Below are 16,388 nucleotides of genomic sequence, written 5' to 3' on the forward strand. Positions count from 1 at the left end.
CAGCGCTCTACCGGGGAACACCCTGAACTGTCCCTGACTCAGCCCTGGTTAGGGCCGCAAACACGTCCGGGCAACCCTGATCCGTGCTTGGATTGAGGCATGACAACCGCCGTTTCCCGTCCGCCGCTGGTCCGCGGCGGTGACCGTGTGATAGCCGGCGTCTGCGCCGGACTCGCCCGTCACCTGGGCTGGCCGGTGCGGACGGTCCGGATCGGCATGGCGGTGGCAGCGCTCGCCGGCGGCGCGGGCGTGGTCTTCTATGCCTGGTTGTGGATCATGGTGCCCACCGCCGACGAAAGCGCCCGGCGCAATGCCCGCCGGCCGGCGTCGCCCATCGCCCCCGCGGTGAGCGCGCCGTTCGGCGGACCGGATGCGGATGGCTTCCCGGGCCGTTACCCGGGGTCCCTCGATTCGCCGGCTGGCTTGCTGGAACCAGGTTTTCCGGTGGACCGCGGGACGCAGGACATTCCTGCGGCAGACCAGGCACCCGGCGAGGCACCCGGCCAGGCACCGGCCACGGCAACGGCGTCCTGGTCATCCCGCGCCCGGACCGTGCCGTACGGCAAGGAGATCCTGTTGGGCTCGGGGCTGTTGCTGGCCGCGGGGATCCTGATCGCACGGCTGGCGGGTCTGGACGTACCACTGGGGACCCTGATCCCGGTGGCCGCCATTCTCGGCGGCGCCGCGATTGCCTGGATGCAGCTTGACGAGACCCGGCGCGCAGGCCTCGTGGACAAGACCAAAGCGGACCAGGCCGGAGGCTGGGCCAGGCTCGCAGCCGGACTGGCGCTGGTGGTCGCCGGAGTGCTGGTGATGGTGTCCGGCTCGGGTTCCTGGGAGCAGACCTGGCTCGCGTTGCTGGCCTCCGTGGCGGTGCTGGGCGGCGTTGCCCTTGTGCTGCTTCCCTGGGGGCTGAAGTTCTGGCGGGACCTGGAAGCGGAACGCTCCGGCCGGGTCCGCGCCACCGAACGCGCTGAGATCGCCGCCCACCTGCACGACTCCGTCCTCCAGACCCTGGCCCTGATCCAGCGGCGCGCAGGCAACGAGCACGACGTCGTCCGGCTGGCCCGGGCCCAGGAACGCGAGCTGCGGGGCTGGCTGTACCGGGACCCCGACAAGGAGGCAGGGCAGCTGTCCGAAGGCATTAAGGCAGCCGCCGCGGAGGTGGAGGATGCCCTGGGCCAGGCCGTTGAGGTGGTCAGCGTGGGGGACTGTGCCATGACCGAACGGCACGAGGCCTTGGTGCAGGCTGCCCGTGAAGCGATGTTGAACGCTTCCCGCCACGGCGGCGGCGCCGTATCGGTCTACCTCGAAGTCACAGACGGCGCTGCCGAAGTCTTCGTCAAGGACCGCGGACCAGGATTCGTTCCCGACTCCGTCCCCGCGGACCGGCTGGGCATCCGTGAATCGATCATCGGGCGGATGAACCGGCATGGCGGCACGGCCGTGATCATCAGCAACCCGGACGGCACCGAGGTGCGGCTCAGGTTGCCGCTTGCCGCCGGCTCTTCCGCCCCCTCGGGCGCCGCGGACAACGGAGAGGTAAAACTGTGAACAGGGCAGATACTGTGAGCAACGCAGGTACCGGAAGCCCGGCGCGGGCCATCCGGGTCGTGATCGTGGATGACCACGCGATCTTCCGTTCCGGGTTGAAAGCGGACCTGGACCCGGCCATCGTCGTCGCGGCCGAAGCCGGGACGGTCGAAGAAGCCATCGCCGTCATCGGCGCGGCGCGCCCCGACGTCGTGCTACTGGATGTCCATCTGCCCGGCGGCCTTGGCGGCGGCGGGCGGGAGGTCATCGCCGGTTCCGCACCCCTTTTGGGGGAGACCCGGTTCCTTGCCCTGAGCGTCTCCGACGCCGCCGAGGATGTCGTGTCGGTCATCCGCGCCGGAGCGCGGGGGTATGTCACCAAGACCATCTCGGGTGCCGAAATTTCCGACGCCGTGCGCCGGGTGGCGGGCGGCGACGCCGTCTTCTCGCCCCGGCTGGCGGGTTTTGTGCTCGATGCTTTCGGCACCGCTCCGGCGGAGATCGCCGACGACGAGCTGGACCGGCTTTCCGCCCGCGAACTCGAGGTGATGCGGCTGATCGCCCGAGGCTACAGCTACAAGGAAGTCGCCAAGGAGCTGTTCATCTCGATCAAGACCGTCGAGACCCACGTATCGGCCGTGCTCCGCAAACTCCAGCTCTCCAGCCGGCATGAACTGACCCGCTGGGCAGCCGAGCGGCGCCTGCTTTAGCCTAAAGATGCGCTATCAGATACGGTCCCTAAAACTCCATTTTGGGGACCATAAGTGATAGCGCATCGGAGTGGTACAGGGGTTACTTGGCCTTGCCGAGGAAGTCCTGCAAGCGGGCAACGCCGGTGGCCAGGTCCTCGTCGCCGAGCGCATAGGACAGGCGGAGGTAGCCGGACGGGCCGAAGGCCTCACCCGGAACGACCGCCACCTCCACCTCGTCCAGGATCAGTGCGGCCAGCTCGGCCGAGGTCGCCGGCCGGACCGGTCCGCTGGCGGACGGCAGTTCCTTGCCCAGCAGTGCACGGACGTCCGCGTAGACGTAGAAGGCACCCTTCGGCGTCGGGCATTCAACGCCCTCGATGGCGTTCAGGCCAGCCACGATCGCCTTGCGGCGGCGGTCGAAGGCGACCTTCATCTCGTCCACCGCCGTCAGCGGGCCGGACACGGCGGCAATGGCGGCGACCTGGGGGATGTTCGAGACGTTGGAGGTGGCGTGGGACTGCAGGTTGGTCGCGGCCTTGATGACGTCGGCCGGACCGATCATCCAGCCCACCCGCCAGCCGGTCATGGCGTACGTCTTGGCGACGCCGTTGAGGATGACCACCTTGTCGCCCAGCTCCGGGACGGCGGTGGCGATGGAGGTGAACGGCACGCCGTCGTACGTCAGGTGCTCGTAGATCTCATCGGTGACCACCCACAGGCCCTTTGCGGCTGCCCACTGGCCGATCTCCTTGACCTGCTCCGGAGAGTAGACGGCGCCGGTGGGGTTGGACGGGGAGACGAACAGGAGGATCTTGGTGCGGTCCGTGACAGCGGCGTCAAGCTGCTCCACCGTGACCAGGTATTCCTGCTCAGGTCCGGCGAACACCTCCACCGGCACGCCGCCGGCGAGGCGGATGGCCTCGGGGTAGGTGGTCCAGAAGGGGGTGGGGACGATGACCTCGTCGCCCGGATCCAGCAGCGTGGCGAAGGTGTTGTACACGGCCTGCTTGCCGCCATTGGTCACCAGGACCTGGGCGGCCTCCGCCTTGTAGCCGGAATCCCGCAATGTCTTGTCCGCAATGGCCTGCTTGAGTTCGGGCAGGCCCCCCGCGGGGGAGTAGCGGTGGTACTTCGGCTGGCTGGCGGCGTCGATTGCGGCCTGCACGATGTACCCGGGAGTCGGGAAGTCCGGTTCCCCGGCCCCGAAGCCGATGACCGGCCGGCCGGCCGCCTTCAGAGCCTTCGCCTTGGCATCGACGGCCAGTGTGGCGGATTCGGCAATGGCAGAGATGCGCTGTGAAATGCGGGCGGCAGGCATGGGCGGGTCCATTCTTCGCTTGCAGCTGGAGGGCTGGTTTGGGGGATTCGACGGAACCTACTCTATGCTGTTCAGCGGATCGCCCGGAGTGCCGGAGAGCAAATGTGACTGCACGCAGTCAGTTGGTTTCCGGTGGTCCGTCGGGGGTCCGGGAGAGCCCGGTTCGACGTAGGCGCAGTTGTTGCGTAGACTGGTTCTTCGGTGTTGAAAACACGATGATGGCTTGCGCCTCAGGAAAGCCTGGGGAAACGGCGTCAGACGGGTTTCAATCCACCTAGGGTAGTGGCGCAATTGGTAGCGCAGCGGTCTCCAAAACCGCAGGTTGCAGGTTCGAGTCCTGTCTGCCCTGCGCAAGCTGTTCCGGGTAAACCGGAACCAGCGCAGCAACCATGGTTCATTTCAGAGCCGGGTATCCGACTTTGCGAGGATGAGTGAGGATCAGGTGACCGAAACAGCTGCCAGCAGCTCCAAAGGCCGCCCCGCCAAGAATGCCGCCAAGGCAGGCTTCTTCGCTCGAATTGCGCTCTTCGTCCGCCAGGTAATCGGCGAACTGAAGAAGGTCGTTGCACCGACCCGCAAGGAATTGATCAACTACACACTCGTGGTGCTGGTGTTCGTGGCCATCATGATGCTCATCGTCACCCTGCTGGACCTGGCCTTCGGGACCGGAGTGAGCTGGGTCTTCGGCGGCACGGCTCCCACGGACCGCTAACGCGACCGGTCCGCAGACCGCGTGGATGACCCGGAATTCCGGCGCGTCCCCGGGGTGTGCGGAATTGAGTCATTTAAATAGGCATGTAAGGCAATGAGGAAGCAGGAGACCAAGTGTCTGAGCAGGAGCTCGAGGTAACTGAGACTGAGCTGGATAAGAGCCAGGACGCCGCGGTGGAAGCCGGGGACGAGTCCGAGGCTGTCTCCGCTGCGCCCGAATCCGACGTCGCCGAGGCAGACGCAGAGGCCGTAACCGACGAAGAAGCCGAAGACGCCGGCGCATCCGCCGACGAGTCAGAGGCAGGCGAGTCCGGTGACGCCCTCGCCGCCGCCGCTGCTTCCGCCGCCGTGGACCCGGCCGACGAGTTCAAGGCCAAGCTGCGCCGCCAGGAGGGTGACTGGTACGTCATTCACTCCTACGCCGGCTACGAAAACCGCGTCAAGGCCAACCTTGAGACCCGCATCCAGACCCTGGACATGGAAGATTACATCTTCGAGATCCAGGTCCCGATGGAGGAAGTCGTTGAGATCAAGAACGCTCAGCGCAAGGTCATCAACCGTGTCCGGATCCCCGGCTACGTCCTCGTCCGCATGGACCTGACCGACGCCTCCTGGGGCGCGGTCCGCCACACTCCCGGTGTCACCGGCTTCGTGGGCAACGCCCACAACCCGGTTCCGCTGCGCCTCGACGAGGTCTTCTCCATGCTCGCGCCGGTCTTCGAAGAAGAGCAGGCCGAGAAGGGCAAGCCCGTCAAGCACGCCGCCGCCCAGATCGACGTCGATTTCGAGGTCGGAGAGAATCGGTCATCGTCAAGGAAGGCCCCTTCGAGACGCTTCCTGCCACGATCTCCGAGATCAAGGTGGACTCCCAGACCCTCGTGGTGCTGGTCTCCATCTTCGAGCGCGAAACCCCGGTCACGCTGGCGTTCAACCAGGTCAGCAAGATCTAGCTTTCCCCACAGAATTCGCCCCGGGCTGCCCGCTTAGCAGTCCAGGGGCGGCCGGCCGCCTCGCCATGGCGGCCACCAACCTGAGGCACGCTCCTGTGTCCCAGGACGTATTTGAGAGAAGGACCTACATTGGCTCCCAAGAAGAAGGTCACCGGCCTCATCAAGCTGCAGATCCAGGCAGGTGCCGCTAACCCGGCCCCGCCGATCGGTCCTGCGCTTGGCCAGCACGGTGTCAACATCATGGAATTCTGCAAGGCGTACAACGCTGCGACGGAAGCCCAGCGCGGCAACGTTATTCCGGTTGAGATCACGGTCTACGAGGACCGTTCATTCACGTTCATCACCAAGACCCCGCCCGCTGCAGAACTCATCAAGAAGGCTGCAGGCGTCGCCAAGGGTTCGCCCACCCCGCACACCGTCAAGGTTGCAAAGCTGACCCAGGCCCAGGTCAACGAGATCGCCACCACCAAGATGGAAGACCTCAACGCCACGAGCCTCGAAGGCGCCGCGAAGATCATCGCCGGTACCGCCCGTTCCATGGGTATCACCGTCGAGGGTTAATTCCCCACCGCTGAAGCGCGGGTGCGGGAAACCGCTCACGACGCCGATCAGCACCGCCGGGCAACCGGCACACCTAAACATTGAAAATGTCGGGAACCCGGACACACCAGCCGGAATCCCGACTGTGGCAGGGCCCAGCGCGGTCCGCAGACCACAACTGCACAAGGAGAAATAAGCAGCATGGCAAAGCGCAGCAAAGCATATGAGGCAGCCGCAGCCAAGATCGACGCGGAGAAGTTCTACGCGCCGTTCGAGGCAGTGACGCTGGCCAAGGACACCAACCCGTCCAAGTTCGACGCCACCGTTGAGGTCGCTTTCCGCCTCGGCGTTGACCCGCGCAAGGCTGACCAGATGGTCCGCGGCACCGTCAACCTGCCGCACGGCACCGGTAAGGTTGCCCGCGTCCTCGTCTTCGCAACGGGCGACAAGGCCGAAGCAGCAATCGCTGCCGGCGCCGACTTCGTTGGTTCCGATGACCTGATCGAAAAGATCGCAGCCGGCTGGACCGACTTCGATTCCGCCGTCGCCACCCCTGACCTCATGGGCAAGGTTGGCCGCCTCGGCAAGGTCCTGGGTCCGCGTAACCTGATGCCGAACCCGAAGACCGGCACCGTGACCGCTGACGTCGCCAAGGCCGTCAACGACATCAAGGGCGGCAAGATCGACTTCCGCGTCGACAAGCACTCGAACCTGCACTTCATCATCGGCAAGGTTTCGTTCGACGCCGTCAAACTGGCTGAGAACTACGCAGCCGCCCTGGAAGAGGTCCTGCGCCTCAAGCCCTCCGCTTCGAAGGGCCGCTACATCCAGAAGGCCACCGTTGCCACCACGTTTGGTCCGGGCATCAGCGTTGATCCCAACGTCACCAAGGTCCTGACCGAGGTCTAATCCTCGACAAGCCCAAGCAGCGAAAAAGACCGTCCCGCAACTGCGGGGCGGTCTTTTGCGCGTTCCGCCTCCCGGTTAGGCTGTCCCGGTGACTACAGCGCCGTACCGCATCGAACCGCTGGTCCTGCCGGCAACGCTCGATTCTCCCGAGGCCGGTGACTTCCTGGCTGTGGCGGAACTCTGCGACGCCGTACAGCTGGACATCTGGGGAAACCTCGACCGGTCCGAGCCGTCCGCGGCCTTGCTTCAGGAGTGGCGGAGCGATTCCTACCGGCAGGTCCGCGTCTTCTTCGTCCGTCAGGCAGGGCGGATGGTGGGCGTCTCCTGGATCAGGTTCGAACTCCAGGAGAACCTCCGCAGCGCCTTCCTCCATGTGCAGGTGCTGCCGGCGTTCACCGGCCGGGGGATAAGCCGGGCTCTGCTGCAACACGCCCAGGAGCTTGCCGCCGCCCAGGGCCGCACCATTCTGCAGACCTATACCGAGCATCCCGCCGATTTCGAGCCCGAGGGTCCGGGGCTGCTGCGGCCCGCTACCGGAGCCGGTGCCCTGCCGGACGCGGCACGGGGCGTCCGGTTCGCCCTGGCAGCCGGCTACCGGCTCGAGCAGGTCGAGCGGTTCAGCGTCCTCGACCTGGCCGCGCACGCAGGTTCGTGGGATCCCCTGGAACGCGAGGCCCTAACCAAGGCAGGAGAGGAGTATGAGCTCCTGGCCTGGACGGGCAGCTGCCCGGAGGCTTACGTTGACGAGTTCGCCGTCCTGATGTCCCGGATGAGCACTGACACGCCGATCGGAGAGCTGAGCTACGACGAGGAAACCTGGGATGCCGCCCGCGTCCGGCACCTTGAGGGCCGGTGGAAGCAGGCCGGGATCCTGTCCCTCGTCGCCGTGGCCCGGCACCGGACCAGCGGCACGCTGGCTGCGTACTCGGTGCTGCAGCTCACTCCGTCGAAACCCTCGCTGGCGGACCAGGACGACACCCTCGTGGCCGCGGCCCACCGGGGATACCGGCTCGGAATGCTCGTGAAGCTCCTCAACCTGCGGCGTCTGCGGTCCGAATACCCGCAGGTGGAGCGCGTGATCACGTTCAACGCGGCCGAAAACCAGCACATGCTGGCCATCAACATCGCGTTGGGCTTCAGGCCGGCCGGCTGGGACGGTGAATGGCAGAGGATCGCCGGCTGACCCATGGAACGGCGGACCAAACCGGCATATGCTGGCGGTCAGAGCTACCGAGGCCGGGTTTCCGGCACCCGTAGTGGTTGCGGAATGTGGGATGGGGCCCCCTATGGCAGACGACGTACGGATTGAACAGCTCTGGATCCCCGACGCCGTGGACGGACCCGATGCCGCCGACTTCCTGGCCGCCATGGAAGTGGGCCGCAAGGTGCGCATGCAGACTTGGGGGAGTGACGACCTCGCGTACGCTCCGCAGGAAAAGCTCCTGGAGATGGCGGACCCGTACGAACGCCAGGTCATCCTTGTGGCCAGGATCGGCAGTGAGATTGTCGGGACCGTGGACATTGCCTTGCCGCTCGCTGACAACCTGGACGTCGCCGAATTCACGCTTGACATCCTGCCCGAGTTCCAGGGCCGGGGCGTGGGCCGGCAGCTGCTTGCAGCCGCGGAGCACCTCGCCCGGGACGAGGGCAGGCACACGATCCTGATCGACACAAACCACCCGGGTGCCTCGCTGGCCGACAGCGAAGCCGGGCAGCTCGTGCCGGGCAGCGGCATGGGCTTCGTTCCGCTGGGCACCCGCGAGGTGGAGTTCGCACGGCACACCGGCTACACCCTGCAGCACATTGAAAAGTTCAGTTCCTGTACGTTGCCGCTGGACACCAAGCTCGTCGCCGAGCTTGAGGCGGAGGCGGAGGACGCGAACGCGGGCCGCTACCGCCTGCACCACTGGACAGACCGATGCCCGGACCAGTGGCTGGAGGCGGTGGTGGCGCTGGAGAACCGTGCGGGCGAGGACGGGGTGCCGGGGACGCAGACGCAGGACATGGTGTTCGACGGCGGCATCCTCCGTGAAGCGGAAGAAGTCGCCATCGCGCAGGGACGCCGGACGGTGGTCACCGCCGTCGAGCACGTCGCCACCGGCGAGCTGGTGGGCCTCACTACCATCAGCGTCCTCGCGCTGCGCCCCGACGTCGTTTTCCAGGACGACACGGTGGTCCTCCAGGAGCACCGCGGCAACAAACTCGGCCTGCTGATCAAGGTCGCCAACATGGTGCGGCTCAGTGAGCAGTTCCCCGACGCGAGGGTTCTCTACACCTGGAACGCCCCGGAAAACCGGTACCTACTCACGGTCAACCAGCAGCTGGGCTTCACCACCGCGGGCGTGACCGGCATCTGGCAGAAGGAACTGCCGGACTTCGGGCCCAGCAAGAGCTGAACCCCTCAGGTACGGGTGCCGGCGCCCTCGATTTGGAACTCACCTGCCGTGTCGCGTAAGCTGGGAGGACCAAAGACCGTCGGTTGTTGGAAATCCACTCTCCCCAAGCAAGGCTCACTTCTGCAGCCGCGCCGGGAGAGACAGTGGATCTCCAGACGAAGGACCCTGACATAGGGCGGCCGGCGCAGGTGAACGAAGCAAAGCTCCGCGGTTCTGTACCGCGTCGAGACAAGCCCCGTGCATCTGCGCGGGGCGTTTTTAGTTTTAGCTCTGTTGAGCGGGGACCCGGAACACCGGCACTATCCCCGGAAGGAGGGTTATGGCAACGCCTAGCAAGGTTTCAGCAGTAGCTGAGATCACTAACGATTTCAAGGAATCGACCGCCGCTGTCCTGACCGAATACCGTGGGCTCACCGTTGCACAGCTCAAGCAGCTGCGTGTCTCTCTCGGCCAGGACACCAAGTTCTCGGTCGTCAAGAACACCCTGACCGCTATTGCAGCCAAGGAAGCTGGTGTCGAAGCATTCAACGACCAGCTCGCCGGCCCCACTGCAATCGCGTTCATCAAGGGTGACGCAGTTGCCGCTGCCAAGAGCCTGACGGATTTTGCCAAGGCCAACAAGCAGCTGGTTATCAAGACCGGTTACTTCGAGGGCAAGGCACTGGACGCGAGCGAAGTTGCCGCCCTGGCAGCACTCGAGTCCCGCGAGCTGCAGCTTGCCAAGGTTGCAGGCGTCCTCAAGGCTCCTGCTGCCGCCGCTGCACGCATCATCGACGCACTGCGCCTCAAGCTTGAAGAAGAGAACGGTGCACCGGCCGCTGCCGAAGCGCCCGCCGCTGAAGAAGCTCCGGCCGACGCTGAGGCTCCGGCCGAGGCTCCCGCAGCAGATGCAGCAGTAGAAGCCGAAGCTCCGGCTGACGCCGCAGCCCCCGAAGAGAAGTAACTCTCTTTCAAACCAGACTCCGGTGCGAAGGCAAGGCTTAGGCCGCCGAGCACCACTATAGGAAGGACGCCACACCATGGCGAAGCTCACCAACGAAGAGCTCATTGAAGCTTTCAAGGAACTGACCATCATCGAGCTCTCCGAGTTCGTCAAGCTCTTCGAAGAGACCTTCGAAGTTACCGCTGCTGCGGTTGCTGTTGCTGGCCCCGCCGGCGGCGGCGCTGCTGAAGAGGCCGAAGAGAAGACCGAATTCGACGTCGTTCTCGAGGCTGCTGGAGACAAGAAGATCGCAGTGATCAAGGAAGTCCGCGCAATCACTTCCCTGGGCCTCAAGGAAGCCAAGGACCTGGTTGACAGCGCTCCGAAGGCTGTTCTCGAAGGCGTCACCAAGGAAGCTGCCGAGAAGGCTGTTGCACAGCTCGAAGAAGCTGGCGCCCGCGTTACCCTCAAGTAACACGCCGCACTTCCGGTTAGACCTGGGAAACCCCGTCCACTTCGGTGGGCGGGGTTTCCTGCGTTTAACCCAACTGGGTCGCAGCACGTGTCGTTTTCAGCGCTCAAAACGACACCTGCTGCGACTTAGCTGGGGCTGCTGCCGGACGCGCGGGCGCAAGTCCAGCCGACTTAACCCGCCCGTGCTAGTTCGGTTCGGAGATGTCGGAGATGTCGGCGACGACGGCGTCGAGGGCGGCGGTCAGGGCATCGGCATCGACGAAAGCGCTGTAGCCGTGTTCACCCGCCCCCATGGAGATCCGCCGTCCCGCGATGCTCTGGTCCGCGTAGACGGGCCAGGCCACCGTACTTCCGAGCGGGGTGATGGTGCCGCGCGCGTAGCCGGTTGCAGCGAGGGCGACGTCGGCCGCCGGCAGTGACAGCTTGTTGACGCCGACGAGCGCCCGGAGCTTGGGCCATGAAATCTGGCGGTCCCCGGGAACGAGGGCGAACAGAAAGCTGCCGTCCTTGTGTTTGACGACCAGGGATTTCACGATGTCCCCAGACCGGATGCCCAGGATCCGCGCCGCCTCTTCAAGGCTGTTCACGGCGGGGCGCTCGACGACGCGCACGTCCAGCCCCCGGGCCGCGGCGTCGGTCAGGAAACGGTCCCGGCCGGACCCGGCGGCGGCCGGAAACACAGCCGCCGCCCGCTTGTCCGTCATGGCAGGCCTAGTCGCGGTACAGCAGGAGGGCCTCGCCCTGGCCGCCACCGCCGCAGAGGGAGACCGCCGCCTTGCCGGTGCCCCGGCGCTTGAGTTCAAGCGCGGCGTGCAGCGCCAGCCGGGCACCGGAGGCACCGATCGGGTGCCCCATCGCGATTGCCCCACCGTGGAGGTTGCACTTCTCCAGCGGGTAGTCGAGGTCCTTGAGGGACTGGACGGCGACGGAGCCGAAGGCCTCGTTGATCTCGATGAAGTCAAGGTCGGCGGTGGACCAGCCGGCCTTGCCCAGGGCGTCCTTGATGGCGTTGGAAGGCTGGGAGTGCAGGGAGTTGTCCGGGCCTGCGACCTGCCCGGGCCTGCCGACCACGGCGAGGTACTCCAGCCCGTTGTCCTCGGCGAACTTCCGTGAGGAGAGCACGAGGGCCGCGGCGCCGTCGGACAGGGGAGAGGCGTTGCCCGCAGTGATCGTCCCGTCCGTGGCGAACGCCGCCCGCAGCCCCGCAAGTGACTGCACCGTGGTGTCGGGGCGGACGCCCTCATCGGTCGTTACGACAAGCGGCTCGCCCTTGCGCTGTTTGACGCTGATCGGAGCGATCTCGTCGTCGAACAGGCCGTCCTTGGCGGCACGGGCCGCACGCTGGTGGGAGGCCGCGGCCACCTCATCCTGGGAAGCGCGGTCGATGCCGAGGGTCAAGTTCTTGCTCTCCGTCGAGAGCCCCATGGACTGGCCGTCGAAGGCATCGGTGAGGCCGTCGTGGGCGGCGACGTCGAGGGCCTGCACGGCGCCGTAGGTCCAGCCCTGCCGGGAACCGGGCAGGACGTGCGGTGCGCGTGTCATGGATTCCTGGCCGCCGGCCACCACGACAGTGGCGTCGCCGCCGCGGATCATGCGGGCGGCGTCGATGACGGCGGTGAGGCCGGAGAGGCACACCTTGTTGATGGTGACCGTGGGGACGTCCCAGCCGATGCCGGCGGCGATGGAGCTCTGGCGGGCGGGGTTCTGCCCTGCACCGGCCTGCAGCACCTGGCCCATGATGACGTGGTCCACCTGGTCGGCCGTTACGCCGCTGGCCGCCAGGGCAGCCCGGATGGCGTGGGCGCCGAGCTCCACGGCCGTGAAGCTGGCCAGCTGGCCGTTGAGGCGGCCCAGGGGCGTGCGGGATGCGCCGAGGATGACAACATCGCTGTTGTCCGCAGAGTTGCTCATGGTTTTCTCTTCCCATCATTTTCGAGTTAAACCAAGGTTATCGTGAGGCCGATCACCTATCCATACGGGGCGTGCCATACGGCACGGAGCGGGCAGGGTCCAGCGCCTGGCAGGACGAGGTGCCGGCAGGACGGGGTGCTTGCAATCGGAACGGAAGTGGGGTAGACAAGTAGGTTGCTTTGCCGTATCGTAGATATTTGCGTCTTCCCTGTTTACCTTCAGCCTTCATATTGCGGTGGGCTTAGCCTGGCTGCTGTGCCATCAATGTGCCGTCAACAACGGCACCAGCATGGACAGCGCGGGTCCCGGGTCATATAGCGGAACCGGACTGGTAGCACTGCGGAGTCACTTTCGCAGGGTGCATAGCGGGGGAGATCTGAAAACGCCTGAAGGTCTGTGGAAGGATCCCTCTTGGTCGCCTCGAGCACCTCTAATGTAAACAACGCTGCAACCGCTATCAATGCCGAAAGCACCGACGGTGCAACCCGGCGGCTCTCATTCGCAAAGATTCACGAACCCCTTGACGTTCCGAATCTGCTTGCCCTGCAAACGGACAGCTTCGACTGGCTGGTCGGAAATGAACGCTGGCAGGCCCGCGTTGCGAAGGCCGTCGAAGAAGGCGACCTGAGCGTCGCCACCTCCTCCGGTCTTTCCGACATCTTCGAAGAGATCTCCCCGATCGAGGACTTCCAGGGCACCATGTCCCTGAGCTTCTCCGAGCCGGAGTTCGCTGACCCGAAGTACACCATGGCCGAGTGCAAGGACCGGGACGCAACCTACTCGGCTCCGCTGTACGTCAAAGCCGAATTCATGAACAACAACACGGGCGAAATCAAGCAGCAGACCGTGTTCATGGGTGACTTCCCGCTGATGACCGAGAAGGGCACCTTCGTAGTCAACGGCACCGAGCGTGTTGTCGTCTCCCAGCTGGTCCGTTCCCCGGGCGCCTACTTCGAGCGCACCGCCGACAAGACCAGCGACAAGGACATCTTCACCGCGAAGATCATCCCGTCCCGCGGCGCCTGGTTCGAACTCGAAATCGACAAGCGCGACCAGGTCGGCGTTCGCCTCGACCGCAAGCGCAAGCAGTCCGTCACGGTGCTGCTGAAGGCGCTCGGCTGGACCGAAGGCCAGATCCTCGAAGAGTTCGGCCAGTACGACTCCATGCGCGCAACGCTGGAGAAGGACGCCACCGAAACCCGCGAGGACGCCTTGCTGGACATCTACCGGAAGCTGCGACCGGGCGAGCCGCCCACGGTCGAGGCTGCCCAGTCCCTGCTGGACAACCTGTACTTCAACTCAAAGCGCTACGATCTGGCCAAGGTTGGCCGCTACAAGATCAACCGCAAGCTCGGCATCGACCGCTCCCTTGGTGACAAGGAAGCCTCCGTGCTGCACGTTGAAGACATCGTCGCCATGATCAAGTTCCTCGTTGCGCTGCACGCCGGTGAGAAGACCCTCATGGGCAAGCGTGATGGCCAGGACCACGAGCTGCGCGTTGAGATCGATGACATCGACCACTTCGGCAACCGCCGCATCCGCGCCGTCGGCGAGCTCATCGAGAACCAGGTCCGCACCGGCCTGTCCCGCATGGAGCGCGTCGTCCGCGAGCGTATGACGACCCAGGACGTCGAGGCCATCACGCCGCAGACGCTGATCAACATCCGCCCCGTCGTGGCAGCCATCAAGGAGTTCTTCGGAACTTCGCAGCTCTCGCAGTTCATGGACCAGAACAACCCGCTGTCGGGCCTGACCCACAAGCGCCGCCTGTCGGCGCTGGGCCCGGGCGGTCTGTCCCGCGACCGTGCAGGCATGGAAGTCCGAGACGTCCACCCGTCCCACTACGGACGCATGTGCCCGATCGAAACTCCTGAAGGCCCGAACATCGGCCTGATCGGTTCGCTGGCTTCCTACGGACGGATCAACCCGTTCGGCTTCATCGAGACGCCGTACCGGCTCGTTTCCGAGGGAGTCGTGTCCGACGAGGTCCAGTACCTCACGGCCGACGACGAAGCCGAGGTCCTGATCGCACAGGCCAACGCCCCGCTGGATGAGAACAAGAAGTTCGCCGAAGAGACCGTCCTGGTCCGCGCCCGTGGTGGTGGAGGCGAGCCCGTGCTGGTTCCCGCCGCCGACGTCGAGTTCATGGACGTTTCCCCGCGCCAGATGGTGTCCGTGGCAACCGCCCTGATCCCGTTCCTCGAGCATGACGATGCTAACCGCGCACTGATGGGTGCCAACATGCAGCGCCAGGCCGTGCCGCTGGTCCGTTCCGAGGCACCGTTCGTCGGTACCGGCATGGAGCGCGCTGCCGCCGTCGACGCCGGTGACGTGGTCATCGCGAAGAAGGCAGGCGTGGTCACCGAGGTCTCCGCTGAGCTGGTCATCATGCTCAACGACGACGGTACGGAAACCAACTACCGGATCAACAAGTTCGCCCGCTCCAACCAGGGCAACTGCTACAACCACCGCGTACTAGTGAGCGAAGGCCAGCGCCTGGAGGTCGGCGGCATCATCGCCGACGGCCCGGCAACGGACCAGGGCGAACTTGCCCTCGGCAGGAACCTGCTCGTGGCATTCATGTCATGGGAAGGCCACAACTTCGAGGATGCCATCATCCTGTCCCAGCGCATCGTGGCCGAGGACGTCCTTTCCTCCATCCACATCGAGGAGCACGAGATCGATGCCCGCGACACCAAGCTTGGTGCCGAGGAAATCACCCGTGACATCCCGAACGTGTCCGAGGAAGTCCTGGCCGGCCTGGACGAGCGTGGCATCATCCACATCGGTGCCGAGGTTGAAGCCGGTGACATCCTGGTCGGAAAGGTCACACCCAAGGGTGAAACCGAACTGACTCCGGAAGAGCGCCTGCTGCGCGCCATCTTCGGTGAGAAGTCCCGCGAAGTGCGCGACACCTCCCTGAAGGTTCCGCACGGCGAGTCCGGCACCGTCATCGGTGTCCGCGTCTTCGACCGCGACAACGACGACGAGCTGCCCCCGGGCGTGAACCAGCTGGTCCGCGTCTACGTCGCCGCCAAGCGCAAGATCACCGACGGCGACAAGCTCGCCGGCCGCCACGGCAACAAGGGTGTCATCTCCAAGATCCTGCCGATCGAGGACATGCCCTTCCTTGCCGACGGTACCCCCGTTGATATTGTCCTGAACCCGCTGGGTGTTCCGGGCCGTATGAACGTCGGCCAGGTGCTCGAAACGCACCTCGGCTGGGTTGCCAAGACCGGTTGGAAGATCGAAGGCGAGCCCGAGTGGGTCAAGCAGCTGCCGAACCTGCCGCGCGAGAGTGGCTCGACCACTGTTGCAACGCCGGTCTTCGACGGTGCCCGTGAGGAAGAAATCACCGGCCTGCTCGACTCCACCAACGTCACCCGCGACGGCGACCGCCTGATCAACTCCTCGGGCAAGACCCGCTTGTTCGACGGCCGCTCCGGCGAGCCGTTCCCGGATCCGATCTCGGTCGGCTACATGTACATCCTGAAGCTCCACCACCTGGTGGACGACAAGATCCACGCACGCTCCACCGGTCCGTACTCCATGATCACGCAGCAGCCGCTGGGTGGTAAGGCGCAGTTCGGTGGCCAGCGCTTCGGTGAAATGGAAGTGTGGGCGCTCGAGGCTTACGGCGCCGCGTACACGCTCCAGGAACTCCTCACGATCAAGTCGGATGACATCCATGGTCGCGTGAAGGTCTACGAAGCCATCGTCAAGGGCGAGAACATCCCGGAGCCGGGTGTTCCTGAGTCCTTCAAGGTCTTGATCAAGGAAATGCAGTCGCTGTGCCTGAACGTGGAAGTGCTTTCCACGGACGGAACCACAATTGAAATGCGTGACTCTGATGACGCAGTCTTCACGGCTGCGGAAGAACTGGGCATCGATCTGTCTCGTGCAGAGCCCAGTTCCGTAGAAGAGGTCTAGCAGGTGATGTCCGACGGCGGGCCACCACCCGCCGTCGGACCTCACCTCCCTCTTCCCGTAACCCAAGACTTCAGAATTTAGAGAACAAGAGAGAACAGGGAC

The 16,388-nt window shown here is 65.1% G+C and carries 13 protein-coding genes, 1 tRNA gene and 1 pseudogene; 12 read left to right on the top strand and 3 right to left on the bottom strand.

Annotated elements, in window-relative coordinates:
• Positions 1–99: 99 nt before the first annotated feature.
• On the top strand, positions 100–1,554 hold the full coding sequence (locus tag QFZ65_RS05925; RefSeq protein ID WP_306908944.1) for an ATP-binding protein: 1,455 nt from the start codon (positions 100–102) through the stop codon (positions 1,552–1,554).
• A 14-nt stretch (positions 1,555–1,568) separates the two neighbouring features.
• The gene (locus QFZ65_RS05930) at positions 1,569–2,243 is read left to right on the top strand and encodes a response regulator transcription factor (RefSeq protein WP_306908946.1); all 675 of its coding nucleotides are present in this window, start codon (positions 1,569–1,571) and stop codon (positions 2,241–2,243) included.
• An 82-nt stretch (positions 2,244–2,325) separates the two neighbouring features.
• Here QFZ65_RS05930 and QFZ65_RS05935 read toward each other — a convergent pair whose 3' ends face one another.
• Positions 2,326–3,543: a pyridoxal phosphate-dependent aminotransferase gene (locus tag QFZ65_RS05935; protein ID WP_306908948.1), complete on the bottom strand. Its 1,218-nt coding sequence runs from the start codon at positions 3,541–3,543 to the stop codon at positions 2,326–2,328.
• 276 nt (positions 3,544–3,819) lie between these two features.
• On the opposite strand from QFZ65_RS05935, the gene QFZ65_RS05940 reads away from it, so the two are divergent.
• The 9 genes and pseudogenes from QFZ65_RS05940 (at position 3,820) to rplL (ending at position 10,446) form a co-directional block, all read left to right on the top strand.
• Positions 3,820–3,892, top strand: a tRNA-Trp gene (locus QFZ65_RS05940).
• Positions 3,893–3,970: 78 nt separating this feature from the next.
• Positions 3,971–4,255 carry a preprotein translocase subunit SecE gene (gene secE, locus QFZ65_RS05945; RefSeq protein ID WP_306908950.1) on the top strand — a complete coding sequence of 95 codons (285 nt, stop codon included), beginning with the start codon at positions 3,971–3,973 and terminating at the stop codon, positions 4,253–4,255.
• Between the two features lie 113 nt (positions 4,256–4,368).
• Positions 4,369–5,204: pseudogene (nusG, locus tag QFZ65_RS05950) on the top strand (transcription termination/antitermination protein NusG).
• A 129-nt stretch (positions 5,205–5,333) separates the two neighbouring features.
• Positions 5,334–5,765, top strand: a complete 432-nt coding sequence (gene rplK, locus QFZ65_RS05955) for a 50S ribosomal protein L11 (RefSeq protein WP_024365990.1) — start codon at positions 5,334–5,336, stop codon at positions 5,763–5,765.
• A gap of 180 nt (positions 5,766–5,945) precedes the next feature.
• Entirely contained in the window at positions 5,946–6,653 is a 708-nt protein-coding gene (gene rplA / locus QFZ65_RS05960; protein WP_078027250.1) for a 50S ribosomal protein L1, read from the top strand.
• 88 nt (positions 6,654–6,741) lie between these two features.
• The gene (locus QFZ65_RS05965; protein WP_306908959.1) at positions 6,742–7,836 is read left to right on the top strand and encodes a GNAT family N-acetyltransferase; all 1,095 of its coding nucleotides are present in this window, start codon (positions 6,742–6,744) and stop codon (positions 7,834–7,836) included.
• A 103-nt stretch (positions 7,837–7,939) separates the two neighbouring features.
• Positions 7,940–9,049, top strand: coding sequence for a GNAT family N-acetyltransferase (locus QFZ65_RS05970; protein ID WP_306908961.1), 1,110 nt, complete (start codon positions 7,940–7,942; stop codon positions 9,047–9,049).
• Positions 9,050–9,368: 319 nt separating this feature from the next.
• Complete coding sequence (gene rplJ, locus QFZ65_RS05975; RefSeq protein ID WP_306908963.1) at positions 9,369–9,992, top strand: 50S ribosomal protein L10; 624 nt, start codon at positions 9,369–9,371, stop codon at positions 9,990–9,992.
• A 76-nt stretch (positions 9,993–10,068) separates the two neighbouring features.
• A complete protein-coding gene (rplL, locus tag QFZ65_RS05980; RefSeq protein ID WP_306908965.1) occupies positions 10,069–10,446 on the top strand; it encodes a 50S ribosomal protein L7/L12 in 378 nt (125 codons plus the stop codon).
• A gap of 184 nt (positions 10,447–10,630) precedes the next feature.
• Here rplL and QFZ65_RS05985 read toward each other — a convergent pair whose 3' ends face one another.
• Positions 10,631–11,149, bottom strand: a complete 519-nt coding sequence (locus QFZ65_RS05985; RefSeq protein WP_306908967.1) for an aminoacyl-tRNA deacylase — start codon at positions 11,147–11,149, stop codon at positions 10,631–10,633.
• A 7-nt stretch (positions 11,150–11,156) separates the two neighbouring features.
• Complete coding sequence (locus QFZ65_RS05990; protein ID WP_306908968.1) at positions 11,157–12,356, bottom strand: acetyl-CoA C-acetyltransferase; 1,200 nt, start codon at positions 12,354–12,356, stop codon at positions 11,157–11,159.
• 411 nt (positions 12,357–12,767) lie between these two features.
• On the opposite strand from QFZ65_RS05990, the gene rpoB reads away from it, so the two are divergent.
• The gene (gene rpoB / locus QFZ65_RS05995) at positions 12,768–16,286 is read left to right on the top strand and encodes a DNA-directed RNA polymerase subunit beta (protein ID WP_306908970.1); all 3,519 of its coding nucleotides are present in this window, start codon (positions 12,768–12,770) and stop codon (positions 16,284–16,286) included.
• The last annotated feature ends 102 nt before the right edge of the window (positions 16,287–16,388 follow it).

This window comes from Arthrobacter sp. B3I9 (assembly GCF_030816935.1).
Lineage (GTDB): Bacteria > Actinomycetota > Actinomycetes > Actinomycetales > Micrococcaceae > Arthrobacter.